Below are 22,358 nucleotides of genomic sequence, written 5' to 3'. Positions count from 1 at the left end.
CTGAACACCTCCGTTCCCCGTCGGCGCGCGGGCGCATCCTGCTTTTCTCCTCCCTTTGCGACGCGGCGCCGGGGCGGGCTGCCCGATGCGGAAAGGGAGGCGATCCGGCGCGGCGCGCCGTGGATCGGACACGAAGGGAGGGAGTTCGAGACCAGAGGTGCGAGATGTCCTCCGTTTGCGCGGGCGGACGGCCGCGCGACCCGACCCTGGCCCGGCCGCGCGGGCACGGCTACCGTGGCGGGCATGAGCCCGTCGAAGAAGTCCGAGACGTTCCTCGAGGTGGAGGGGCAGGAGGTGCGCATCTCGAGCCCCGACAAGGTCGTCTTTCCCGAGCCCGGGCTGACCAAGCTCGACCTCGCGCGCTATTACGTCGCGGTCGCCGACGGCGCGCTGCGCGGCGCGGGCGGCCGGCCCATGGTGCTGAAGCGCTTCGTGAAGGGGCTGTCGCAGGAGCCGTTCTTCCAGAAGCGCGTGCCGGAGGGGCATCCCGACTACATCGACACTGCGACGCTGCACTATGCCAGCGGCACGTCGGCGGAGGAGGCGGTGGTGCGGGATGCGGCCGGGCTCGCCTGGGTGTCCAACCTCGGCTGCCTCGACCTCAACCCGCATGCGGTCCGCGCGGAGGATCTCGACCATCCCGACGAGCTCCGCGTCGACCTCGATCCGATGCCGGGTGTCGACTGGTCGCAGATCGTGGACGTCGCCTTCGTCGCCCGGGAGGTGCTCGACGATCACGGGCTGGTCGGCTGGCCGAAGACGAGCGGATCGCGCGGCCTGCACATCCTGGTCCGCATCGCGCCCGAGTGGGGGTTCGCCGACGTGCGGCTGGCGGCGGAGACGCTGGCCCGCGAGGTCGAGAACCGCGCGCCGGGGCTCGCGACGGCCCGGTGGTGGAAGGAGGAGCGCGGCGAGAGCGTGTTCGTCGACTTCAATCAGAACGCGAAAGACCGCACGGTGGCCTCGGCCTACTCCATCCGCCCGCTGCCCGACGCGCGCGTCTCGACCCCGCTCGACTGGGACGAGGTGCGCGATCGGCGCCCGGAGGAGTTCACCGTCCGGACGGTGCTCGACCGCTTCGCCGAGCGCGGCGACCCCCATGACGGCATCGACGACGCCGTCGGTTCGCTGGACGCCCTGCTCGCGCTCGCGAAGAAGCTCGGGCCGGCCGAGAAACCTCCGCGCAGCGGGGACGGCGCCGGGCGGCGCGTCTCGCAGATGCCCCTTATTGAGGTCGCCCGCACGAAGACGAAGCCGGAGGCGGTGGATGCGCTCGAACAGTGGAAGGCCGCCCACCCGGACGTCGCGGCGCAGCTGCACCCGGCGGACGAACTGGTCGACGGGATGCGCGGCTCGAGTTCGCTCTGGTACCGCGTCCGGGTGAACCTGCAGCACGTTCCCGAGCCCGATCGCCCGGAGCAGGAGCCGCTGATCGCCGACTACGACCCGTGGGCCGGGCGGCAGTGGCCCGGCCGGGAGTAGCCGCCGCGAGTACGCCCGCTCAGGCCGGCGCGATCACGGGCAGGAGCTGACCCGCGACCACGTCTTCGATGTCGGCTCCGACCACGCCGATGAGCGGTGCGGTGAACATCGCGGACAGCGCGTGGGAGGCCGCACCCGGCGCGCCCACCGGGGTCACCGATACGCCGTCGCCGCGGTCGGTCACCGCGAGCGGCACGTAGCGCACCGCCCCGGCGGACCCGGCCCAGCCGGACGAGACGACCTCCGCGCCCGACGTGTCCGTCGTCGCCCTGCCCGCGAGGCGGTCGAGCACCGGTCGAACGAACGCCTCGAACGAGACGAAGGCGGCGGTGGGCGTTCCGGGGAGGGCGAGCCACGGCACGCCGCTCCAGCTGCCGTGCGCCTGAGGGCGGCCGGGCCGCATCGCGACGCGGGCGAGCATCCCTCCCGGTGATGCCGCGACGAGCCGGCCCAGCAGGTCGTGCGTCCCGGCGCCGAGGCCGCCGGTCGAGACGATCAGGTCGGCGTCCTGCGACGCGGCGTCGAGGGCTGCCCGCAGGGCCTCCTCGGTGTCACCGGCGCGGTGCACACCGCTGACCTCGCAGCCCAGTGACCGGGCCGCCGCGGTGAGGTAGACCGCGTTCGAATCGGGGATGACGCACGCGGCGACATCCTGCTGGTCGCGGGACGACGGCTCTGCTCCCGCCAGTTCGTCGCCGCTGGAGACAACGGCGATGCGCGGACGCCTGCGCACCTCCACCGTGCTGTGCCCCGTCGCCGCGAGCAGGGCGAGCGCACGAGCGGTGAGCGGGGTGGCCGCGGGCAGCAGCGGCGCCCCGGCGGCGACGTCCTCCCCCGCACGACGGATGTTCGATTTGGCGGACGGCCAGAGGGTCACCGTCGCGTCACCCGTGAACCGTCCGGCGACGGTGAGCTCGACCGGGACCACGAGGTCTGCGCCGGCGGGCAGCGGCGCCCCGGTCATCACGCGCACCGCCTCCCCCGGCCGGAGCGGTGCCGGGCGCCGGTCACCGGCGCGGGCGCCGTCGGCGACCCTGACCGTCACGGGATGGGCCGCGCTCGCGCCGACGAGGTCGGCCGCACGCACCGCGTAGCCGTCCATCGCGGAGTTGTCGAACAGCGGCACCGGCTGCCGGGCGGCGAGCTCGCGCGCGGTCACGCGGCCGACGGCGTCGACGAGCGCGACCTCCTCCGCGGGCAGGGGCCGCACCGGCTCGAGCACGGCGGCGCGGTAGCCGTCGACGGTCAGCGCTGTCGCATCCATCTCCACCTCCGAGGTCTGTCAGAGAGACGCTATGCGGCGACGATGACGGACCCGTTGCCCGGAGGCGCTCGCCCCGTTACGTTCCCCTCACAGCGCCGGGCGCCGGCCGAGAGGTGTTCGTTACGCCGCTTTCACGCACGGAGCGGTCGGCGGAAACACGCGCTTCCTAGCGTGGGGACACCCACTTCACCCGCAGGTTCCCCGCAGGAGGTCCACCGATGACCAGCACCGTCTCCGCACCGGCCACGACCGGGAACGCCACCCCCGATGCGACCGCTTCCGAAGCGACCGCCCCCGGCACCGCCCTGACCGTCCGCCCCGGCCGCTGGATCGAGGGATGGAACGCCGAAGACCCGGCGCAGTGGCGCGACCAGGGCGCAGCCATCGCCCGGCGCAATCTGCGCTGGTCGATCTTCGCCGAGTTCCTCGGCTTCGTCGTCTGGCAACTGTGGTCGATCGTGGTCGTGTCGCTGCCCGCGGCCGGCTTCACCTTCGACACCGCCCAGACCTTCTGGCTGATCTCGATGCCGAGCCTGGTCGGGGCGACACTTCGCTTCCCCTACACGTTCATGGTCCCGCGCTTCGGCGGGCGCAACTGGACGATGATTTCGGCGGCGCTGCTGCTCATTCCGGCGATCGGCCTGGCCGTCTGCGTCGCCAACCCGCAGACGCCGTTCGGCGTGATGCTGCTGGTCGCGGCGCTGGCCGGTTTCGGCGGCGGCAACTTCGCCAGCTCGATGGCGAACATCACGTTCTTCTACCCGCAGCGGAAGAAGGGATGGGCGCTCGGCCTCAACGCGGCCGGCGGCAACCTCGGCGCGGCCGTCGCGCAGTTCGCCGTCCCGATCGTCATCACCATCGGAGCCGGCGCGACCCTGCAGCTGCCCCTCGCGGGCCTGATCTGGGTGCCGCTCATCATCGTGGCGATCGTCGGCGCCTGGCGGCGCATGGACAACCTGACCAACGCCCGGGCCGACCTGACCGCCTCCCTCGCGGCGCTCAAGGCCCCGGAGCTGTGGCTGATGGCCCTGCTCTACATCGGGACGTTCGGGTCGTTCATCGGCTTCTCCGGCGTCTTCCCGAAGCTGATCGCCGACCAGTTCCCCTCCTTCAGCGCCTTCCCCGTGGCCGGAGCGACGCTCTCGCTCGCCTTCCTCGGCGCACTGGTCGGCTCGCTGGCCCGTCCGTTCGGAGGGCGACTGGCCGACCGGTTCGGCGGCAGCGTCATCACGATCGCGGCCTTCGTCGTCATGGGCGCGGGCGCGCTCGCGGTGGTGCTCACGCTTCCGCTCGACAACTTCTGGCTGTTCCTGGCCTTCTTCCTCGTGCTGTTCATCGCGAGCGGCGCGGGCAACGGGGCCACCTACCGGATGATCCCCACCCTGTTCGCGCTGCGTGCCGGCGCCGCCGACGGCCACAGCACGGCGGGCGACGTCTCCGCCCAGCGCACCGCGGCGGCCGCCCTTGGAATCGTCTCGGCGTTCGGCGCATACGGCGGGTTCGTCATCCCGCAGGTGCTCGGCCTGTCGAAGACCTCGACCGGCGGCTACGAGTCCGGCCTGCTCTGGTTCGTCGCCGCGTACGCCGTGCTGCTCGCGGTGACCGTCGGTGTGGCCCTGCACGGGCGTCGCCGCGGGGTCCGGATCTAGGCCGGCCGCTCCATGACCGCCGACAGCCACTGCCCGTACTGCGCCCTGCAGTGCGCGATGACCCTGACGCCGGACCCGCTCGCAGCGACCCCGGTCACCGTGGCCGGGCGCGCGTTCCCGACGAACCGCGGCGGTCTGTGCAAGAAGGGCTGGACCTCGGCCGAGCTCCTGCGGACGCCCGACCGGCTCACCGTCCCGCTGGTCCGTCGCGACGGCGAGCTGCGGCCCGCGAGCTGGGATGACGCCCTCGGTCTGGTCGCGGAACGGCTGGCGGCCATCCGGCGGGAGCACGGGGCCGACGCGGTCGGCGTCTTCGGCGGCGGCGGTCTCACCAACGAGAAGGCCTACCTGCTCGGCAAGTTCGCCCGGCTGGCGCTCGGCACCTCGCGCATCGACTACAACGGACGGTTCTGCATGTCGTCGGCGGCGGCCGCGGGCAACCGGGCGTTCGGCGTCGACCGCGGGATGCCGTTCCCGGTGACCGACCTCGACGACGCGGACGCCATCCTGCTTCTCGGCTCGAACGTCGCGGCGACCATGCCGCCGTTCCTCGGACACCTGGCGGGGGCCCGCGCGGCCGGCGGGCTGATCGTGGTCGACCCGCGGCGGTCGCAGACGGCGCAGCTCACGGCGGATGGCGCCGGCATGCACCTGCAACCGGCGCCCGGATCCGACCTCGTCCTGCTGCTCGGGCTGCTGCACGTGGTGCTGGCCGAAGGCCTCGCCGACACCGCGTACCTCGAAGCGCGCACGACCGGCTTCGACGCGGTGCGCCGCAGTGTCGCGGGATGGTGGCCCGAGCGGGTGCAGGAGCACACGGGCGTCCCGGTCGGGCAGCTGCGGGAGGTCGCCCGCCGGCTCGCGCGCGGGCGCGGGACCTTCATCCTCACCGGGCGCGGCGTGGAGCAGCACGTGGACGGCACGGACACCGCGACAGCCGCCATCAATCTGGCGCTGGCCCTCGGCCTGGTCGGCCGGGCCGGATCCGGCTACGGCACGCTCACCGGGCAGGGCAACGGGCAGGGCGGGCGGGAGCACGGGCAGAAATGCGACCAGCTGCCGGGCTACCGCAAGATCACCGACCCGGCGGCCCGCGCCGCGGTCGCCGCGGTCTGGGGCGTCGACCCGGCCGTCATCCCCGGCCCCGGCGTCCCCGCGGTGGAACTGCTCGGGATGCTCGGCCAGCGGCCCGACGGCGTTCGGGCGCTGCTCGTCCACGGCTCCAACGTGGTCGTCTCCGGCCCGGACGCCGGCGTCATCCGCTCCGGGCTCGAGGCGCTCGACCTCCTCGTCGTCTGCGACTTCGTCCTCTCGGAGACCGCCGAGCTGGCCGACGTGGTGCTGCCGGTGACGCAGTGGGCGGAGGAGGAGGGCACGATGACGAACCTGGAGGGCCGCATCCTGCGACGGCGGCGCGCGCTCGACCCGCCGCCCGGGGTGCGCAGCGAGCTCGACATCCTCGCCGACCTCGCCCACCGGCTGAACGCGGCATCGGTGTGGCCGACCGACCCGGCGGAGGTCTTCGACGAACTCGCCCGGGCCTCCGCGGGCGGTGTCGCCGACTACTCCGGGCTCAGCCACGCCCTCCTCGACGCACAGGCGCAGACCGGGGAGGCGGCCCACTGGCCGTACCCCGCCGGGTCGACGGGCACGCCCCGCCTCTTCCTCGACCGCTTCGGCCACGACGACGGGCGAGCGCGTCTCGTCCCCGTGCGGGCCCGCGAGCTCACGACCGGACGGCTCCCGGGCGAGCTCACCCTGATCACCGGGCGCCTGCTGGAGCACTACCAGTCGGGCGCGCAGACGCGCCGGGTGCCCGAGCTGGTCGCCGCACAGCCCGAGGTGCGCGCCGAACTGCACCCGGCGACGGCCGCCCGGCTGGGCATCGCCGACGGCGACCGGGTCACCGTCGGCAACGCACGCGGCGCTGTGACGGCACGCGCCCTGCTCTCGGCCGGCATGCGCCACGACACGGTGTTCCTGCCGTTCCACTTCGCCGGCCGGCAGTGCGCCAACCTGCTCACCGAGGCGGTCGTCGATCCGATCTCGGCGATGCCCGAGTTCAAGCGGACCGCCGTGACGGTCCGCCCCGCTGCGGAAGAGGAGGCGGCATGAGCGGACGCCCGCTGCGCGTCGTGCTGGTCGGCTACGGCCCGGTCGGTGCCCGTTTCGTGGAGGAGCTGCTGCCTTCCGTCGCCGACGGGGAGGCGACGCTCACCGTGGTGGGCGCCGAGCGCGAGGACGCCTACAACCGCGTCCTCGTCGCCGAATACGCCGTCGGGGCGGCCGCACGCGAGCGTCTCGACCTCACGGACACCGCTGCGGCACGCGCTGCCGGTGCCGATATCCGGCTCGGGGAGGTGGCAGTCGCGATCGACCGGGAGCGCCAGCGTGTGCTGCTCGACACCGGCGAGGAGCTCCCCTACGACCGGCTCGTGCTCGCCACGGGTGCGCGCGCCAACATCCCGACGCTCGACGGCCTCCAGCACGCCCGGCGCGACCGCTCGGCGGCGCCCGGAGTCGCGCTCGACCAGGGTGCGCGTCCTCTGCCCACCGGCGTCGTCGCCCTGCGCGACCTGGCCGACGCCGAGGCGGTCGCACCCGTGGTCGCCGGCGGCGGCACCATCGTCGTGCTCGGAGCCGGCGTGCTCGGGATGGAGTTCGCGCTCCTCGCCGCCGAGCACGGCGCGCAGGTGGTCGTCGTCCATCACGGTCCGACGCCGATGGCGCGCAACCTCGACGAGCCGGGCGGTCGGATGCTGAGCCGCGCCGCCCGCACGCTCGGCGTCGGCATGGCCGCGCATGCGCGCGCCGAGAGCATCGGCTTCCGCGACGAGCCGAGCGGACCAGTGTTCGACGGCATCGGCTGCGCTGACGGAACCTACATCGCGGGCGACCTGCTGGTGCTGTCCTGCGGCGTCGGCGCACGGATGGAGCTGGCGCTGGCCGCCGGTCTCGCGTGCGCGTCCGGCATCCTCGTCGACGAGGAGCTGCGCAGCTGGAGCGATCCGGACGTCTTCGCCCTCGGCGACTGCGCACAGGTCGCGTCGCCCGAGGACGCGGGAGCCGATGGTCGGGTCCCCGGCGCGCCATCCGGGCTGATCGGTCCGGGCTGGCGCCAGGCCGCCGCCCTCGCGCGCCGCCTGCGCGCCGAGGCGGCCGGCCGGTCCGCCGGGGCGGACGCCGCCGTGGCGCTACGCGAGCGTCCGGCCGTCGTGATGCTGAAGGCGACCGGCCTCGACGTGGTCGCGGGAGGCGATCATGCTGCCGACGCCTGGGACGAGACCGCCGAGGTCGCCGTCTGGCTCGACCGGGCCCGGGGCGCCTACCTCAAGACCGTGGTCCGCGACGATGCGCTCACCGGATTCGTCTCCGTTGGACTCCCCCACGCCGGCGCGGAACTGACGCTGCTCTTCGAGCGCGGCGGCGCGCTCCCGGCCGAGCCGTCCGCGCTGCTCCGGCTGGACGCCGCCGACGACGCGCACGTTCTCGCGGACGACCCCGAGGGTCCGGAGGCGACGGTGTGCTGGTGCAACGGCGTGACGGCCGGGCGCATCTCCGAGGCCGCGGCGGGAGGCTGCGGCACGGTCGACGAGGTCGGCCGCGAGACCCGCGCTGGCACCGGATGCGGGGGATGCAAGGGCCGGATCGCGAGCCTCCTCGCGGCGGCGCAGGCGGTGCCGGGATGACGCCCGGTGTCACGGCGCCTCACACGTCGAGTCGGTACCCCCGCTTCACGACGGTCGCCACCAGGCCGGGCGTTCCGAGGCTCTGCCGCAGGCGGCTGAGCGAGACCTCCATCGCGTGCTCGTCGTACTGGTCGGACGCGTCCGCCAGCGCGATCGAGAGCTCCCTGCGCGACACGACCGCACCGTTGGCGGCAACCAGCGCCCGGAAGAGCGACAGCGAGGTCGGGGTCAGCCGGATCGGCGTCCCGCGGACGATCGCGATGCTCCCGCGCAACTCGACGTCGCCGTGCCGGGTCGTGACCCGGCGGGTGGATCGGGCCTCCAGGTGCTCGCAGACCAGCCGGATGAGCGCCCCCATGCGGAAGCGGTCCGGCTGGAGCGGCTCGATGCCGGCCGCGACGAGCGGGGCGACGGTGACGGGGCCGACCCCGGCCGCGACGACGTCGCCGCGCAGCGCATCCACCACCTCCGTGTAGCGGCCGCGGGCGAGCGCCGCGGCGAACAGGCCGTCGACCGCCGGGGCGCTCGTGAACGTCACGCAGTCGAGCTGCCGGGCGGCGATCGCCTCGACCAACCGGGTGACGCGCTCGTCGGTGTCCGCGGCGACCGACCAGGAGTACGGGGCGACCGTGATCACCGTGTCGCCCGCATCGCGCAACCGCTGGAGCTGCGCTTCATCCGGCTGACCGTGCAGCTGCACCGCGACGGTGATGCCGGGCGGGTACTCGGCGATCAGCTTGCCGACGAGGGATGCGGTCGTCTCTTCGTCGCTCATCCCGGCGTCGTCGAGGCCGGCGGCACGCACAGCGCCGCGCGCTTTGGGGCCGCGGACCAGGATGGTGGACTCCGCGAGCGTGTGCTGCAGCGCCTCCCCGAGCCCGGCCGAGTCGGCGACCTCGAACCAGCGGCGCATCCCGTAGCTGGTGGTGGCCAGGAGCACGTCGGGCGCCGCGTCGATGATCCGCTCCGTGTCGGCGATGACCGGGGCGTCGTCGTCGGCGTGACGCATGTGCACCGTCGGAGCGTGGAGAACCGTTGCTCCCCGGCGCTCGAACGCGTCGATCAGGTCCGCGGACCGGCGGTCGCTCGTGACGCCGATGCGGAATCCGGCCAGCTGGTCGGGGCGGAACGCGGCGATGCCGGGGCGCTCGTCACCGGGGCGCTCGTCGCTCATCTCACGGCCCCGTCACCGCGGCCGCGTCGGCGAGGGCGGCGGCCGACGCCGCATCCCCGTCGTTCGCCAGCCGGACCACCTCGCCGATGACGACCACCGCCGGCGAGCCGACGCCCGCTCGCACCGACTCGGTGAGGATGGTCGACAGCTTCCCGAACGTCGTGCGCTGCCGCGCGGAGTAGCCCTGCTCGACGACCGCGACCGGCATGCCAGGGTCCATCCCGAACCGCGCAAGCCCCGCGGTGATCGAGGGGAGGTTCGTGATCCCCATCAGGATGACGATGGTGCCGCCGAGGCCGGCCAGGTGCTCCAGCTCGGCCGGCGAGAGCGGGCGTGCCCGGAGACGACGGTGAACATCCTGCTGGTGTTCCGGTGCGTCACCGGGATGCCCGCAGCGGCCGGTACCGAGATCGCGCTCGTCACTCCCGGGACGACGCGCACCGGGACGCCCGCCCGCCGGCAGGCCTCCACCTCCTCGCCGCCGCGGCCGAACACGAACGGGTCGCCGCCCTTCAGCCGCACGACGTCCGAGCCCTCCAGAGCGTGCCGGACGAGGATGCGCTCGATCTCATCCTGCGGGATGGGATGGTGTCCCGGCCGCTTGCCCACGTCGATCAGCCGCGCGCGCGGCGCGAGCTCCGCGAGCGTGTCATGCGGGGCGAGGCGGTCGAACAGCACCACGTCCGCCGCGGCGAGCGCCCGCACCGCCGCGACCGTGAGGAGGTCCGGGTCGCCGGGTCCGCCGCCGACGAGGGTGACCGTTCCTGTGCGTGTCATCGTGTCTCTCCTCCGTCTGCGGCGCCCGGCCGGACCGGGATGGTCGAGCCCGCGACGAGGACGGGGCCTGCGGCGCGCTCCTCGGCGGTGGCCGGGCGCAGCTGGCCGCGCTCCTCGACCCGGGCGATCGACGGGTCGGGGGTGTCCGGCGCGTTCACGAACGACCGGAACCGGCGCAGCCGCTCCGGGTCGCGCAGCGTCGCCGCCCACTCGTCCTCGTACGTGTCGATGTGCTTCGCCATCGCCGCCTCCAGCTCGTCGGCGAGGCCCAGCGAGTCGTCGACGACTACGGCGCGGACGTGCTCGACGCCGCCGTCGAGGTCCTCCATCCACCGGGCCGTGCGCTGCAGCCGGTCGGCCGTGCGGATGTAGTACATGAGGTAGCGGTCGATGTAGCGGATGAGCGTCTCGTCATCGAGGTCGGAGGCCAGCAGCTGCGCGTGCGCGGGCTGGAAGCCGCCGTTGCCGCCGACGTAGAGGTTCCATCCCTTGTCGGTGGCGATGACGCCGACGTCCTTCCCGCGGGCCTCCGCGCACTCCCGCGCGCAGCCGGAGACGCCGAACTTGAACTTGTGCGGCGCGCGCAGGCCGCGGTAGCGGAGTTCGAGGTCGACGGCCATCCCAACCGAGTCCTGGACGCCGTAGCGGCACCAGGTGGATCCGACGCAGCTCTTCACGTTGCGCAGCGCCTTGCCGTAGGCCTGACCGGACTCGAAGCCCGCGTCCACCAGCCGCTTCCAGATCTCGGGGAGCTGCTCCAGACGTGCACCGAACATGTCGATGCGCTGGCCGCCGGTGATCTTCGTGTACAGCCCGAAGTCGGTGGCCACCTGGGCGATCACGGCCAGCTTCTGCGGGGTGATCTCGCCGCCCGGGATGCGCGGCACCACCGAGTAGGTGCCGTCCTTCTGCATGTTGGCGAGGGCGCGATCGTTGGTGTCCTGCAGCTGACCGCGGCCGCCGTCCAGCGGGTACTGGCTGTGCTGACTGGCGAGGATGGAGCCCACCGCCGGCTTGCAGATGTCGCAGCCCCGGCCGCGCCCGAGACGCGCGATCGTCTCCTCCCAGCTGGTCAGCTCGAGAACCCGGATCGACTCGAACAGCTCCTGGCGCGACAGGTCGAAGTGCTCGCACAGTGCGTGGGAGACGGTGGCGCCGGTGCGGGTGAGCTCAGCCTCCAGGATCTTCTTCACCAGGGGGACGCACGACCCGCACTGCGTACCCGCCCGCGTACAGGCCTTCAGCTCGCCGAGGTCGTGGCAGCCGTCCTCCACGGCGGACCGCACGGTGCCGGAGGTGACGTTGTTGCACGAGCAGACCAGCGCATCGTCCGGGAGCGCGCCACCCGCGGGCGGTTCTGCTCCCGCCGCAGAGAGGTAGGCGGCCGGTTCCGCGTCCAGCTCGCGGCCGAGCAGCGGCCGGAGGCTCGTGTACGGGGAGGCGTCGCCGACGAAGACGCCGCCGAGCAGGGTACGGGCGTCGTCGCTGACCACCAGCTTCTGGTAGAGCCCACGGGCCGGGTCGGCGTAGACGATCTCCAGCGCCCCGGGTTCACGGGCGAGCGCGTCGCCAAAGCTGGCGACATCCACCCCCGAGAGCTTCAGCTTCGTGGCGTCGTCCACGGTGGTGAAGGTCGCGTCGCCGCCGAGCAGTCGGTCGGCGACGGTCTCCGCCATCGCGTTGGCCGGGGCGACCAGACCGACCGTCCGGCCGTCGATCGCCGCCACCTCCCCGATCGCCCAGACGGCCGGGTCGGAGGTGCGGCAGGCCTCGTCGATGATCACGCCGCCGCGTTCCTCCGTCTCGATGCCGGCGTCGCGGGCCAGTTCGTCCCGGGCCCGGATGCCGATCGCGAAGACGACGATATCGGCCGGAACGCTGCGGCCGTCGGCGCAGCGGACGGCCGTCGGGCGTCCGTCGTCGTCGAGCAGGATCTCGCGGGGCCTGGTGCCGAGATGCAGGTCGATGCCGCGCGCCCGGATCAGCCGGCCGAGCGCCTGGCCGGCCCCCTCGTCCAGCTGGGCGGACATGAGCCAGCCACCCGAGTGGATGATGACGGACTCCGCGCCGAGGGCGGCGACACCGCCGGCGGCTTCGAGCCCCAGCAGGCCGCCGCCCGCCACGGCGACCCGCGGCGCGCGCCCCAGGGTTTCCCGCAGCCCCGCGACCTCGGCGACCAGCGCATCCACGTCGGCGATGGTGCGGTACACACGGCTGGCGTGCGCTCCGGGGATGTCGGGGACCGGAGCGGAGGAGCCGGTCGCGAGCACCAGGTCGTCATACGCGATGACCGCGCCGGAGGAGGTGGTCACCGTGCGCGCCACGCGGTCGATCGCCGTGACGGCCTCCCCGACGCGCAGCTCGACCGCCGCATCCTCCCAGTGGGATGCCGGCTCGAGGGTGAGGTCGACGTCGCCGTCGGCGAGCCGCTTGCTCAGCTGCACGCGGTCGTACGGCAGGTGCGGCTCCTCGGCCAGCACCACGATGGATCGCTCGCCGGCTGTCGCCCCGGCTCCGCGCGAGACCAGCGCATCCACCAGCCGATGGGCGGCCGGTCCGCCTCCCACGATCACTGTGCGTCCGGTCATGCGGGCCCCTTCCGGTCGTGGCGGCTGCCGCCGCACCGGCGGGATTCGCTCCCGCCTCGTGCCTTTCGAGCGTAGGGCGGTGCGGTTTCCCCCGAATTTCGCGGTTGTAACCGCGCGTTAACACGCGACGCACACAGGCGGTCGGTGGATGTGAGGACCGCTTCATGAGGAAGTAACAGCAGCGGCCGCCGTCCGAAACATCGGCTGCCTAGTCTCGGGGCATGACGATCACGCAGACCTCCCCCCTCTCGGAGTCCCGGAGCGCGGACTGGGTGCGCGCGTGCCGGGTCGGTGACCTCGAGCCGTCCTGGGGCGAGGCCGTGTTGCTGAGGATGCGCCAGATCGCCGTCTTCCTCCTCGGCCCGCGCGAGGTCTACGCCGTCGCACACGAGGACCCCGACGGCGGCGCACCGGTGATGGCTCGCGGAATCGTCGGCTCCCGCGGCGACCGCCCGACCATCGCGTCCCCCCTGCACAAACAGGTGTACGACCTGGGAACGGGCGAGTGCTTCACCGACCCCGCTCTCGCGCTGCAGACCTTCCGCACCCGCATCGTCGGCGGCTTCATCGAGATCGAGCTGGAGGACGCATGAGCACGGCGGTCGTCGCCGCCTCGCACGGCACCTCCTCACCTGAGGGGCAGACCGCCGTCCGCCGTCTCGTGGAACGCGTGGCGGCATCCACGGACGCGCCTGTGCTCGGCTGCCACGTCGACGTCGAGCAGCCCGACGTGCCCACCGCGCTCTCGTCCGCCGCCGCGGTCGCGGACGACGCCCTCATCGTTCCCCTGCTGCTGTCGGCGGGGTACCACGTCTATGTCGACCTGGCGGACAGCGCGGCCGAGGCACCCCTGCCCGCGTCCGTCACCGGCGCCCTCGGCCCGGACTCCCGCCTGGTCGACGTGCTCGTCCAGCGTCTCACCGAAGCGGGTCTCCGCGACTCCGACGCGGTCGTACTCGCCGCCGCCGGCTCCTCCGACGCCCGCGCTGTCGCGGACTGCCGCACCACCGGAGCGCTCCTGGCGGAGCGGCTGGCGCGCCCCGTCACGGTCGGCTTCATCTCGGCGGCGACCCCGCCGTTGCCCGAGGCGATCCGGCAGACCCGCGAGGCGCATCCCGGCGCCCGCGTGGTCGTGGCGACGTACCTGCTCGCGCCCGGCTACTTCGCCACGCTCGCCGAGCGGGCGGGCGGCGACGTGGCGACCGCACCGCTGCTCACGCCGCGGTCGACGCCCGACGCGATGGTCGAGGTCGTGCGCGACCGGGTGGATGCGGCGGCGGCCGCGCGCTCGGCGTCATCGATCTCGAGGTAAGCGCCACGCGCGTTCAGCCGCTCAGGCCGCTCGCGACCAGCTCCACGTACTCCCGCATCGCCCCGCCGTCGGGGGCGTTGCTCGGGTTCACCTCGGTCAGCACGATCCCGGCGAACCGGTCGCTGTCCGAAAACACGCGCAGGCTGGCCATGACCTCCGCGATGCTCAGTCCCCAGGGGGCGGCGTCGGGGTTGGGCATGTTCGCCAGTGGCAGGTGCAGGTGGCCGAGCACGTCGACATCGAAGTGGACGACGAAGCGCTCTCCCGCCGCCTCCACGGCTGCGAGCGCCGCGCGCGCGGCCTCCACGGCATCCATGTGGATGCGCGTCGCCGGAACACGGACGAGCCCCAGCTGCTCCACCAGGGTGCGCTCGAGGTCGTCGCCGTCCTCCGGGAGCGCATCGCCGTAGAGCACCACCTCGTCCGGGCGCAGCAGCGGCGGGTCCCCCTGCAGCGTCGTCAGGATCGGGTCGCTGCCCGGAAGCGCCAGCAGATGCGCCACTCCCATCGCGTCGACGTTGCCGTACGCGATGCGGCCGGGCGTGTACAGATCGGGGCCGCCATCTACGTACAGGAGTGCGGTCGGCGCGCCCGCCCGCCGGAAGCCCGCGACCACGCCGACCGTCACGGTGCAGTCGCCGCCGATCACCAGCGGCGTCCGCCCGGCGGCGATCACCGCAGCGACGGCGCCCGCCGTCTCCACGGCGACCCGATGCACCTCGCCGATGTTCTGCCGGTCCAGGTTCGCCGGATCGGGTCGCCGCCGGAAGCCGGGCACATCCCCGAAGTCGCGGACGTCGTGTCCCTGCTCCTCGAGCAGCCGGATCAGGCCCGCGTCACGGATCGCAGCCGGCGCCAGGTCCATGCCGGGCGTGTGACCGCCGGCACTCGACGGCACACCGACGACTCCCCACTGACGTGACCTGCTCACGCCCTCATCGTACGAGCGGACGGTTCGCCGGTGGCGGGGCTGCCGCCCGCATCCGCGCCGCCTGCATCCCCGCCGCCTACACTCTCGTGGCCGATCGCACGCAGGCTGCGGTCGAGCACGGTGATCAGCAAGAAGACCACCGAGATGCCGATGACCACCCAGCCGAGCACGTGCAGGCCACCGGTGGTGGCGTGGGCTCCGTAGACGTTGCCGTAGACGACGGATGCGACGATGGCGCCCAGGTAGAAGAAGGTGCGCAGCAGCCCGGCCGAGGACGCGATCCGCTCCGGCTCGGCCTGGTGGTACAGCGTGTTCTGGATCGCGAGGTTGTTGAGCCCCTGCGGGATGCCGAGCACGAGCATCGTGACGATGAGGAACCAGATCGGCGTCGTCCCGCCCATGAACAGCACGAGGATGCCGGCGGCGAGCTGCGCGATCGAACCGATCAGGAGCTTCCAGAGCACCTCCGGACGGCGGCCGAAGGCCAGCGCGACCCCGATTCCCGCGGCGAACACGGGCAGCAGCACGAGGCCGGCCGCGGTCGGGCTGAGCGTCCGGCCCTCCTCCAGCCACTGTGTGAACCCGTACACGAACGTGTACGAGATCGTCGCGGTGAGCAGCGAGCGGGTGTACGTCAGCAGCAGCGGCCCGTTGCCGCCGAGCACGCGCAGATCGATGAAGGGCGCATCCACCCGGAGCTCCCACCAGACCAGGCCGGCGCCGGCGACCAGCGCCACGGCGACCATCCACAGCGCCGCCACCGAGATGTTCTGCAGGAACACGAGCAGCGCAAGCATCGTCACCGCGAAGAAGAGGATGCCGAGGCTGTCGATGCGCGGCCGCTGGTCACGCGGCGGCTCCAGGCCCGTCGTGCGCGGGAGCAGGATCCAGCCCAGGATCACACTGGCGACGCCGAGCGGGAGGTTCACCGCGAACGTGGCGCGCCATCCCCACGCTCCGATGAGCAGACCGCCGAGGGTCGGTCCGATCACCGCGACCGTCTGCGTCGTCACCGAGAGGACCGTGAGGATGACGGCGGGCGAAGCGACGCCGGTGCGCTGCCCCTCCGCACGGATCATGTGCATCGCCGCCGGATAGCCCGCACAGGTGCCCAGGCCCAGCACGACCCGCGCGACGACGAGCCACCAGATGCTGTCGTGGGACTCCGGGATGAGGAGGCCGATCGCGCCCGCCACCGCCACTAGCGTGCCGCCCGCGAGGAAGAGGCGCTTCACCCCGTAGATGTCGACCAGTCGGCCGACCAGCGGCTGGCCGATGGCCGTGGCAAGGTAGAGCGCGGACACCAGCCACACGGTCTCGGACGCCGGCGCCCCCAGCGCGATCCCGATGGGGGCGAGCGCCACCGCGATGATGGCGGTGTTGATGGGGTTGAGAACCGCCCCGAGCATCATCGGCGCGAGCAGGCGCCGATCGAAGCGGTGGGGCGGCGGAGGCTTGAGAGCCATCAGTCGAGGATCCGTTCGAGGATCGCGGTCGCGGCTGCCAGCGTGATCAGCTCTGCTTTCGACGCCTGCTCGGACAGCGCCTGGTCGAGCCAGGCGAGACCCGCTTCCTTCTGCCCCGCGACCTGCGCCCATCCTGCCTCGGTCAGGTCGACGATCTGCCGGCGGCCGTCGTTCGGGTCCTGGCTGCGGGTGACGAAGCCCAGCCCTTCCAGCGCCTCCACAATGGCCGCCATCGACTGCGGGCGCACCCGCTCGGCCATCGCCAGCGCGCTGACCGTCGATACACCGCCCTTGCTCAGCCGTGACAGTGCTGACGCCTGCGAGGGCGTGATGGCGTCGGATGTGGCCTCACGCAGCTTGCGAAGGAGCCGGGCGAGCACCGCCCGGAGGTCGACGGCGATCTGCTGCGGTGTCACATCCGGTTGACCTGTGCTCATATCGACAGTCTAGACTGCACAGTTGTACCTGTCTAGATTTGTCGAGAGGATCCCCGATGACCACCGCCCTGCTGCTGATGGACTTCCAGAACGGCATCGCCGGCCGCCCCGGCTTCGAGCCGACGGTCGAGGCGGCCGCCCGAGCCCTCGCCGCCGCGCGCGACCACGGCATCCCGCCGGTCTTCGTGCGCGTCGCCTTCCGCCCCGGCTACCCGGAGGTCGCCGCCTCCAACCTGGCGTTCGGCGGCCGCGCGGCGAGCGCCGGCGACGCCATGCTGGTCGACAGCCCCGCCACCCAGGTCGTCGATGCGCTCGCTCCCCGCGGCCAGGAGCCGGTCGTGGTGAAGAGGCGCGTCTCCGCCTTCACGGGAAGCGACCTGAAGGTGCTGCTCCGCGGCCTCGGCGCCGACGACCTCGTGCTCGCGGGCATCGCAACCAGCGGCGTCGTGCTGTCGACGCTGCGCCAGGCGGCCGACCTCGACTACCGGCTCACCGTGCTCGCCGACGCGTGCGGCGACGCCGACCCCGAAGTGCACCGCGTGCTCACCGAGAAGGTCTTCCCGCGTCAGGCCACCGTCACCAGCGTCGACGAGTGGGCCGCGGCGCTCTGAGCCGGCGCGCGTCTCAGTCCAGTCGAGTTGAATTAGCCCGCTGAACTAGGCGCGGAAATGATGTCAATCACCGCTGGCGCACGGAATGCCATGACCCCGGCGCTATTGCGTTGTTCGAGTATTCCGAGTTCGACCAGACGTCGGACGGCATTGCTGACTGCCTGATACGTAAGACCGGTCTTGTCGCGAAGATTCGGAATGTTCACGAAAGGCGATCCGATAAGGATGTCGGCGATGTCTCGCACTGCGCCTCGAGCACCCGCGTCGCGCAGCGTTTCATGGAAAGCAGTCTGGAGGTCCACCAGGCCGCTGATTCGATTCGCCGAATCAACCGCAGAAACTTCGATTGCCTTCGCGAAGAAGGCCACCCAGTCGTCCCATTCGCCAGTAGCACTGACATGGGACAAGAGGTCCTGGTACTGCTCGCGTCTCTGCTCGAACCACGGAGACACGCTCAGAAGACCCTCGGGCAAAACACCAAGCGCGACCAGTTGCAACACAATCAGGAGTCGACCGATCCTGCCGTTGCCGTCGTTGAATGGATGGAGTGTCTCAAACTGGTAGTGCGCCATCGCCGTGGCGACGATCGGGTCGAGATCAGTCGGTGGAAACTGCATCCACGCCAGCAAATCGTTTACAGCCGCTTCAAGTGCAGGTCCTTCCGGCATGGGAATGAACCGCGCGTCCTCGACCCTTCCTCCCCGTGAGCCTATGACGACTTGCACTCGCCGGATCCGACCCGCCTCAGTAGTGTCCGCGGCGGTGCCCGCCACCAGGGTTCGGTGGAGGTCGCAAAGAAGCCCGGACGTTATGGCGCGCCCCTGCTGTACCCACTGAAAACCGCCCTCAGCTGCAGTCACATAGTTCAGCACCTCGTTGAGCGCTGGCGACCGCTCGCTTCCTTCAATGACGTCAGCGGCGAGCACATCCTCCAGGGGAGCGTAGGTTCCTTCGAGCGCCGATGTGCTTTGCGCCTCGCGGCGAACCGTCGGCTGCCTGAGCAGCCCAGGGTTGATGACCACTAAAGAGCCCTGCTGCAACCGACCGAGCGCTCGATTAGCAGTCGAAACCTGCGCCCATGTCGACGTAGCCAGAGCCGGTGGCTGCCCAAGGGGATGCGCAGCGAAAGCGAAGTCCTGATACGGCGCTCCCCGCCTATCGGTACCTCGAATCGGGATCAGGTTGCCGATTGGACTATTCGCAAACTTTCGCGCTTCCATCGTGTCCTTCAAGTTAGCTTGATCGCGCGGACTGGGTACTCAAGTAAAGCGCGATTTACTTGAACTTACAGGGTCGTAATTCAAGTGGAGCATAAGCAGTGCGCTCATCGTGTGAGCAAGATCAACTCCATGAGAGATGCGGCACGATGGGGAGATGACGACCGCACGCGTGATCTCGGTGAACAGCGACGCCCGGCACCGCTTCTCAAAGCCGCCGCAGGAGTCCATCACCCTGGTCGCCGGCCTCGGTGTCGAAGGAGATGCGCACTTCGGCGCGACGGTGCAGCACCTCTCCCGCGTGCGGCGCGACCCGACGCAGCCGAACCTGCGACAGGTCCACCTCATCCATCGCGAGCTGTTCGACGAGGTGACGGCCGACGTCGCGCCGGGTCAGCTCGGCGAGAACGTGACGACCGACGGGCTCGAACTGCTGGGCCTCCCCCGCGGCACCCGCCTGCACCTGGGCGAGGAGGCCGTCGTGGAGCTGACCGGGCTGCGCAACCCGTGCGTGCAGATCGACCGGTTCGAGCCCGGCCTGCTCAAGGAGGTCGTGGGCACCGACGCCGACGGCGCCACGGTCCGGAAGGCCGGGGTCATGGCCGTCGTCGTGACCGGAGGCATCGTGCGCCCCGGCGACGCCATCGAGGTGCGCCTTCCGGCGGAGCCGTTCGAGGCGCTCGCACCGGTCTGAGCCTCCGAGTTCCGCGCTCGAAAGGAAAATGGAACCTTTCCGCCCCGTCCGGACATCTCTCTGTAGGGACACGAATCAGGACGGCGAGAAGGGGCGCCCGCTGAACGTGCATCCCTGCTCCGGGGGCCTGAACTTCCGTCCACCGGACGAGGACCGGGCCGCGCACCGTACCGGGGGGTTGGTGCGCGGCCCCCTCGTGGATCATGACCACGTGACAGCGACACCGGCGGCAATCCCGCGACCGCGGCTTTGTAGGATTCTGTGGCCGACCGACCGGCCGAGAGAGAGACCGTGAATACGCCACCGACCGACATCATCATCCGTGCGTACCGTTCGTCCGATGCCGCCGCCACGCTCGAGATCTTCATCCGGGCGATCCTCGGGACCGCGCGCGCACAATACTCCGAGGAGCAGACCCACGCGTGGCTGGGAGACGAGCCGCGGGCGACGACGTGGGATGCCGAACGCCTGGCGGCAGGAACCCTGATCGCGGAGCGGGACGGTGTCGTTCTGGGCTTCACCGACCTGAGTGGAGACGGCTACATCGACCGGCTCTTCACCCTTCCGGCCGCCGCGCGCCAAGGGGTCGCGGCGGCCCTGCTCGCGGATGTGATCAGACTCGCACGGGAGCGCTCGCTGACCCGGCTGACCACGCATGCCAGCCGCGTCGCCCGTCCCGTGTTCGAACGAGCGGAGTTCGTGGTCGACGACGTCGAGCGTGTGCAGCGCGGCGAAGCGGAGCTGGAGCGCTACGCGATGCACCGCGAGCTCGGCTGACGCCGCCGCGCACTCTCCTTGGCTGACGTCACGCCGCCGAGCGCGCGGCGACCGGCCGCCGGCAGAGCGACGCGTCGCCGACCTCGGGGCCGCGGTAGACCATGTCCATCGCGCCGATGCTCTCGCCGGGCGGCACGATCGCGTCGATCCGGTCGAGCACCTCGTCCGACAGGGCGACGTCGATGCCGGCGAGGGTGTCCTCCAGCTGCTCCATCGTGCGCGGTCCGGCGATCGCCGAGGTGACGCCCGGGTGCGCGATGACGAAGGCCATGGCCAGGTGGGTGAGCTTCACGCCGATCTCGTCGGAGAGCTGGATGAGCTCCTCGACCGCCGCCAGCCGGCGCTCGTCACGGAAGTGACGCATCCCCGTCCGGGTCGACCGGAAGTTGTCGTTCTCGCCGCCGGCCCGGTAGCGGCCGGTGAGCGTTCCACCCGCCAGCGGGCTGTAGACGAGGGTCCCCATGCCGTAGCGCTGCGCGACCGGGAGGATCTCGCGCTCGATCTCGCGGTCGATGATGGAGTAGTTCGGCTGCTCGGTGCGGAAGCGCTCGTAGCCGCGGCGCTCCGACATCCACTGCGCCTCGACGATCTCGGAGCCGCGCATGGAGGACGAGCCGATCGCCCGCACCTTGCCCTGACGCACCAGGTCGGTGAGTGCGGAGAGGGTCTCGTCGATGTCGGTGTCCGGGTCGGGCCGGTGCAGCTGGTAGAGGTCGATGTGGTCCGTCTTCAGGTTGCGGAGCGAGCGCTCGACGGCCTGCATGATCCAGCGCCGGGAGGCGCCGCGATGATTGATGTCGTCGTCGACCGGTCCCCAGAACTTGGTGGCCAGCACGACGTCGTCGCGGCGGCCCGCGATCGCTTCGCCGACGACCTCCTCGGAATCGCCATAGCGATCTGCGGTGTCGATGAAGTTGATGCCGGCGTCGAGCGCGCGGTGGATGATGCGGACGCCCTCCGCGCGATCGGGGTTTCCGAGCGCCCCGAGCATCATCGCGCCGAGCGCGTACGGGCTGACCTTGATGCCGGTGCGGCCGAGAGTTCGATACTGCATTGCTTCTGCTCCAGACGTGGTTAGGACGTGGCACAGCCCTCTGCCGTGCTCTACAATCCGAAGAAGCGGAACGCCACTCCGGATAACTCGAACAGTACCGGAACAACGTTCCACTTACAACACCCGTCGTTTCTGCCCGCCCACCGGAGGAGTCGCCATGGCCGCCAGCACCCGCACCTCCGCGACCGCGGACGCCGTCGCCCCCGCGGCGAACCGGCCGAAGCGCTCGGACGCCCGCCAGAACGTCACCGCGCTGACCGAGGCCGCGAAGGCGGTCTTCGCCGAGTCCGGAGTGGAGGCACCCGTGCGCGCCATCGCCGACCGCGCGGGCGTCGGTGTGGGGACGCTCTACCGGCACTTCCCGCTGCGGTCCGACCTCATCTCCGCGGTCTTCCGCGCCGAGATCGACGCCTGCGCCGACGCGGCGACCGAGATCGAGGCGACCTCCCCGCCGGGCGAGGCGCTGGATCGCTGGATCATGCGCTACACGGAGTTCGTCGGCACGAAGCGCGGCCTCGCCGCGGCCCTTCACTCGGGCGATCCCGCGTACGAACCCCTGGCCGACTACTTCTCCACGCACCTCGCCCCGACGCTCGATCGCCTCCTCGCCGCGGCGCGAGCGGCCGGCGACATCGAGCAGGACGTGGAAGCCACCGAGCTGCTCGGCGCCGTCGCCAACCTCTGCCACGGCGCGGGTCCGCATGGCGGGGTGTCGCCGCGAGCCGACCGCATGGTGCGCATCCTGCTGGCCGGGCTGCGGGCGCCGGCCGACGAGGTCTGAGCGGTCCGACGCGGCCGCCGAGCCGTCCGTCGACCCGTCAGGCCGGTTCGGCGAGGAGTTCCGGATAGCCGGCCGTGGTGAGCCACTCCCGCATCGTTTCGCGGCTCTGCGAGAGGCAGCGCAACCGCTCCTCGACGCGGGCGAGCTCCTCCGCGACCTCTCCGGCGACCGTCCGGGTGCACTGGGCGGCGGACTCGGTCCCGCGCACCCCCTCCATGTCCAGCACCATGCGGATGAGCCGGGTCGTCATCCCCGAGGCCAGCAGGCCGCGGATCCGCAGGACGGTGTCGACGTCCTCTTCGGCGTAGTCCCGATATCCGTTCGGCGACCGCGTCGACTCGAGGAGCCCCTGCTCCTCGTAGTAGCGCAGGAGACGGGTGACGACACCCGTGCGCCGAGAGAGCTCGCCGATCCTCATGCCGTTCCTCCCCATCCTCTTGACCTTCTCATCGATG

19 protein-coding genes and 1 pseudogene are annotated in these 22,358 nt (G+C 71.8%); 10 read left to right on the top strand and 10 right to left on the bottom strand.

Features of this window, described 5'->3' with window-relative positions; genetic code table 11:
- Nucleotides 1-243 precede the first annotated feature (243 nt).
- Nucleotides 244-1,482: a DNA polymerase domain-containing protein gene (locus ACF1AJ_RS15155; RefSeq protein ID WP_391508089.1), complete on the top strand. Its 1,239-nt coding sequence runs from the start codon at nucleotides 244-246 to the stop codon at nucleotides 1,480-1,482.
- A gap of 19 nt (nucleotides 1,483-1,501) precedes the next feature.
- On the opposite strand, the gene glp is transcribed toward ACF1AJ_RS15155, so the two are convergent.
- Complete coding sequence (glp, locus tag ACF1AJ_RS15150) at nucleotides 1,502-2,746, bottom strand: gephyrin-like molybdotransferase Glp (RefSeq protein ID WP_391508088.1); 1,245 nt, start codon at nucleotides 2,744-2,746, stop codon at nucleotides 1,502-1,504.
- A gap of 218 nt (nucleotides 2,747-2,964) precedes the next feature.
- Here glp and ACF1AJ_RS15145 point away from each other — a divergent pair, with 218 nt between their 5' ends.
- Genes ACF1AJ_RS15145 through ACF1AJ_RS15135 form a run of 3 tightly spaced genes read left to right on the top strand, consistent with a single transcriptional unit; the run spans nucleotide 2,965 to nucleotide 8,084 of the window.
- Nucleotides 2,965-4,395: an MFS transporter gene (locus ACF1AJ_RS15145; RefSeq protein ID WP_391508087.1), complete on the top strand. Its 1,431-nt coding sequence runs from the start codon at nucleotides 2,965-2,967 to the stop codon at nucleotides 4,393-4,395.
- A gap of 12 nt (nucleotides 4,396-4,407) precedes the next feature.
- Complete coding sequence (locus ACF1AJ_RS15140) at nucleotides 4,408-6,510, top strand: molybdopterin oxidoreductase family protein (protein WP_391508086.1); 2,103 nt, start codon at nucleotides 4,408-4,410, stop codon at nucleotides 6,508-6,510.
- The gene (locus tag ACF1AJ_RS15135; protein ID WP_391508085.1) at nucleotides 6,507-8,084 is read left to right on the top strand and encodes an FAD-dependent oxidoreductase; all 1,578 of its coding nucleotides are present in this window, start codon (nucleotides 6,507-6,509) and stop codon (nucleotides 8,082-8,084) included. The genes ACF1AJ_RS15140 and ACF1AJ_RS15135 overlap by 4 nt, the downstream gene beginning before the upstream one ends.
- A gap of 19 nt (nucleotides 8,085-8,103) precedes the next feature.
- Here the strand turns inward: ACF1AJ_RS15135 and ACF1AJ_RS15130 are convergent, their stop codons facing one another.
- From ACF1AJ_RS15130 to nirB, 3 genes and pseudogenes are all read right to left on the bottom strand, one after another.
- The gene (locus tag ACF1AJ_RS15130; protein WP_391508084.1) at nucleotides 8,104-9,258 is read right to left on the bottom strand and encodes a uroporphyrinogen-III synthase; all 1,155 of its coding nucleotides are present in this window, start codon (nucleotides 9,256-9,258) and stop codon (nucleotides 8,104-8,106) included.
- Nucleotide 9,259: 1 nt separating this feature from the next.
- A pseudogene (gene cobA, locus ACF1AJ_RS15125) lies at nucleotides 9,260-10,035 on the bottom strand (uroporphyrinogen-III C-methyltransferase).
- The gene (nirB, locus tag ACF1AJ_RS15120; protein WP_391508083.1) at nucleotides 10,032-12,623 is read right to left on the bottom strand and encodes a nitrite reductase large subunit NirB; all 2,592 of its coding nucleotides are present in this window, start codon (nucleotides 12,621-12,623) and stop codon (nucleotides 10,032-10,034) included. Before nirB ends, cobA begins: the two are co-directional and overlap by 4 nt.
- 221 nt (nucleotides 12,624-12,844) lie before the next feature.
- Here nirB and nirD point away from each other — a divergent pair, with 221 nt between their 5' ends.
- Nucleotides 12,845-13,216, top strand: coding sequence for a nitrite reductase small subunit NirD (gene nirD / locus ACF1AJ_RS15115; protein WP_309854883.1), 372 nt, complete (start codon nucleotides 12,845-12,847; stop codon nucleotides 13,214-13,216).
- The gene (locus tag ACF1AJ_RS15110) at nucleotides 13,213-13,935 is read left to right on the top strand and encodes a sirohydrochlorin chelatase (RefSeq protein ID WP_391508082.1); all 723 of its coding nucleotides are present in this window, start codon (nucleotides 13,213-13,215) and stop codon (nucleotides 13,933-13,935) included. The genes nirD and ACF1AJ_RS15110 overlap by 4 nt, the downstream gene beginning before the upstream one ends.
- A gap of 13 nt (nucleotides 13,936-13,948) precedes the next feature.
- Here ACF1AJ_RS15110 and ACF1AJ_RS15105 read toward each other — a convergent pair whose 3' ends face one another.
- From ACF1AJ_RS15105 to ACF1AJ_RS15095, 3 genes are read right to left on the bottom strand one after another with little or no spacing between them, the layout of a single operon-like run.
- Nucleotides 13,949-14,866 (bottom strand): arginase family protein, encoded by a 918-nt coding sequence (locus ACF1AJ_RS15105; protein ID WP_391508081.1) that lies wholly within the window; start codon nucleotides 14,864-14,866, stop codon nucleotides 13,949-13,951.
- On the bottom strand, nucleotides 14,863-16,332 hold the full coding sequence (locus tag ACF1AJ_RS15100) for an MFS transporter (RefSeq protein ID WP_391508080.1): 1,470 nt from the start codon (nucleotides 16,330-16,332) through the stop codon (nucleotides 14,863-14,865). Before ACF1AJ_RS15100 ends, ACF1AJ_RS15105 begins: the two co-directional genes overlap by 4 nt.
- Entirely contained in the window at nucleotides 16,332-16,769 is a 438-nt protein-coding gene (locus ACF1AJ_RS15095; protein ID WP_391508079.1) for a MarR family winged helix-turn-helix transcriptional regulator, read from the bottom strand. The genes ACF1AJ_RS15100 and ACF1AJ_RS15095 overlap by 1 nt, the downstream gene beginning before the upstream one ends.
- Before the next feature lie 56 nt (nucleotides 16,770-16,825).
- Here ACF1AJ_RS15095 and ACF1AJ_RS15090 point away from each other — a divergent pair, with 56 nt between their 5' ends.
- Nucleotides 16,826-17,380: a cysteine hydrolase family protein gene (locus ACF1AJ_RS15090; protein ID WP_391508078.1), complete on the top strand. Its 555-nt coding sequence runs from the start codon at nucleotides 16,826-16,828 to the stop codon at nucleotides 17,378-17,380.
- 32 nt (nucleotides 17,381-17,412) lie between these two features.
- Here the strand turns inward: ACF1AJ_RS15090 and ACF1AJ_RS15085 are convergent, their stop codons facing one another.
- Nucleotides 17,413-18,600 carry a Fic family protein gene (locus ACF1AJ_RS15085; protein ID WP_391508772.1) on the bottom strand — a complete coding sequence of 396 codons (1,188 nt, stop codon included), beginning with the start codon at nucleotides 18,598-18,600 and terminating at the stop codon, nucleotides 17,413-17,415.
- Between the two features lie 154 nt (nucleotides 18,601-18,754).
- Between ACF1AJ_RS15085 and ACF1AJ_RS15080 the strand changes: the two genes are divergently transcribed.
- Nucleotides 18,755-19,291 (top strand): MOSC domain-containing protein, encoded by a 537-nt coding sequence (locus ACF1AJ_RS15080; RefSeq protein ID WP_391508077.1) that lies wholly within the window; start codon nucleotides 18,755-18,757, stop codon nucleotides 19,289-19,291.
- Nucleotides 19,292-19,582: 291 nt separating this feature from the next.
- Entirely contained in the window at nucleotides 19,583-20,068 is a 486-nt protein-coding gene (locus tag ACF1AJ_RS15075; RefSeq protein WP_391508076.1) for a GNAT family N-acetyltransferase, read from the top strand.
- A 28-nt stretch (nucleotides 20,069-20,096) separates the two neighbouring features.
- Here the strand turns inward: ACF1AJ_RS15075 and ACF1AJ_RS15070 are convergent, their stop codons facing one another.
- A complete protein-coding gene (locus ACF1AJ_RS15070; protein ID WP_391508075.1) occupies nucleotides 20,097-21,122 on the bottom strand; it encodes an aldo/keto reductase in 1,026 nt (341 codons plus the stop codon).
- A gap of 157 nt (nucleotides 21,123-21,279) precedes the next feature.
- Between ACF1AJ_RS15070 and ACF1AJ_RS15065 the strand changes: the two genes are divergently transcribed.
- Nucleotides 21,280-21,903: a TetR/AcrR family transcriptional regulator gene (locus ACF1AJ_RS15065; protein ID WP_391508074.1), complete on the top strand. Its 624-nt coding sequence runs from the start codon at nucleotides 21,280-21,282 to the stop codon at nucleotides 21,901-21,903.
- 37 nt (nucleotides 21,904-21,940) lie between these two features.
- Here the strand turns inward: ACF1AJ_RS15065 and ACF1AJ_RS15060 are convergent, their stop codons facing one another.
- Entirely contained in the window at nucleotides 21,941-22,321 is a 381-nt protein-coding gene (locus ACF1AJ_RS15060) for a MerR family transcriptional regulator (protein WP_391508073.1), read from the bottom strand.
- Between the last annotated feature and the right edge of the window lie 37 nt (nucleotides 22,322-22,358).

It is taken from the genome of Leifsonia sp. NPDC014704, from assembly GCF_043083605.1.
Classification (GTDB): domain Bacteria; phylum Actinomycetota; class Actinomycetes; order Actinomycetales; family Microbacteriaceae; genus Leifsonia.
The sequence above is the reverse complement of the archived record's forward strand: the minus strand, read 5'-3'. Positions and strand labels throughout refer to the sequence as shown.

Excerpts from the sequence above, each read along its gene's own strand:
- ACF1AJ_RS15155 (WP_391508089.1), top strand. The coding sequence starts at position 244 with ATGAGCCCGTCGAAGAAGTCCGAGACGTTCCTCGAGGTGGAGGGGCAG.
- ACF1AJ_RS15135 (WP_391508085.1), top strand. The coding sequence starts at position 6,507 with ATGAGCGGACGCCCGCTGCGCGTCGTGCTGGTCGGCTACGGCCCGGTC.
- ACF1AJ_RS15100 (WP_391508080.1), bottom strand. The coding sequence starts at position 16,332 with ATGGCTCTCAAGCCTCCGCCGCCCCACCGCTTCGATCGGCGCCTGCTC.
- ACF1AJ_RS15065 (WP_391508074.1), top strand. The coding sequence starts at position 21,280 with ATGGCCGCCAGCACCCGCACCTCCGCGACCGCGGACGCCGTCGCCCCC.
- ACF1AJ_RS15090 (WP_391508078.1), top strand. The coding sequence starts at position 16,826 with ATGACCACCGCCCTGCTGCTGATGGACTTCCAGAACGGCATCGCCGGC.
- ACF1AJ_RS15070 (WP_391508075.1), bottom strand. The coding sequence starts at position 21,122 with ATGCAGTATCGAACTCTCGGCCGCACCGGCATCAAGGTCAGCCCGTAC.
- ACF1AJ_RS15095 (WP_391508079.1), bottom strand. The coding sequence starts at position 16,769 with ATGAGCACAGGTCAACCGGATGTGACACCGCAGCAGATCGCCGTCGAC.
- nirD (WP_309854883.1), top strand. The coding sequence starts at position 12,845 with ATGACGATCACGCAGACCTCCCCCCTCTCGGAGTCCCGGAGCGCGGAC.
- ACF1AJ_RS15130 (WP_391508084.1), bottom strand. The coding sequence starts at position 9,258 with ATGAGCGACGAGCGCCCCGGTGACGAGCGCCCCGGCATCGCCGCGTTC.
- ACF1AJ_RS15085 (WP_391508772.1), bottom strand. The coding sequence starts at position 18,600 with ATGGAAGCGCGAAAGTTTGCGAATAGTCCAATCGGCAACCTGATCCCG.
- ACF1AJ_RS15140 (WP_391508086.1), top strand. The coding sequence starts at position 4,408 with ATGACCGCCGACAGCCACTGCCCGTACTGCGCCCTGCAGTGCGCGATG.
- ACF1AJ_RS15080 (WP_391508077.1), top strand. The coding sequence starts at position 18,755 with ATGACGACCGCACGCGTGATCTCGGTGAACAGCGACGCCCGGCACCGC.
- ACF1AJ_RS15110 (WP_391508082.1), top strand. The coding sequence starts at position 13,213 with ATGAGCACGGCGGTCGTCGCCGCCTCGCACGGCACCTCCTCACCTGAG.
- nirB (WP_391508083.1), bottom strand. The coding sequence starts at position 12,623 with ATGACCGGACGCACAGTGATCGTGGGAGGCGGACCGGCCGCCCATCGG.
- glp (WP_391508088.1), bottom strand. The coding sequence starts at position 2,746 with ATGGATGCGACAGCGCTGACCGTCGACGGCTACCGCGCCGCCGTGCTC.
- ACF1AJ_RS15145 (WP_391508087.1), top strand. The coding sequence starts at position 2,965 with ATGACCAGCACCGTCTCCGCACCGGCCACGACCGGGAACGCCACCCCC.
- ACF1AJ_RS15060 (WP_391508073.1), bottom strand. The coding sequence starts at position 22,321 with ATGAGGATCGGCGAGCTCTCTCGGCGCACGGGTGTCGTCACCCGTCTC.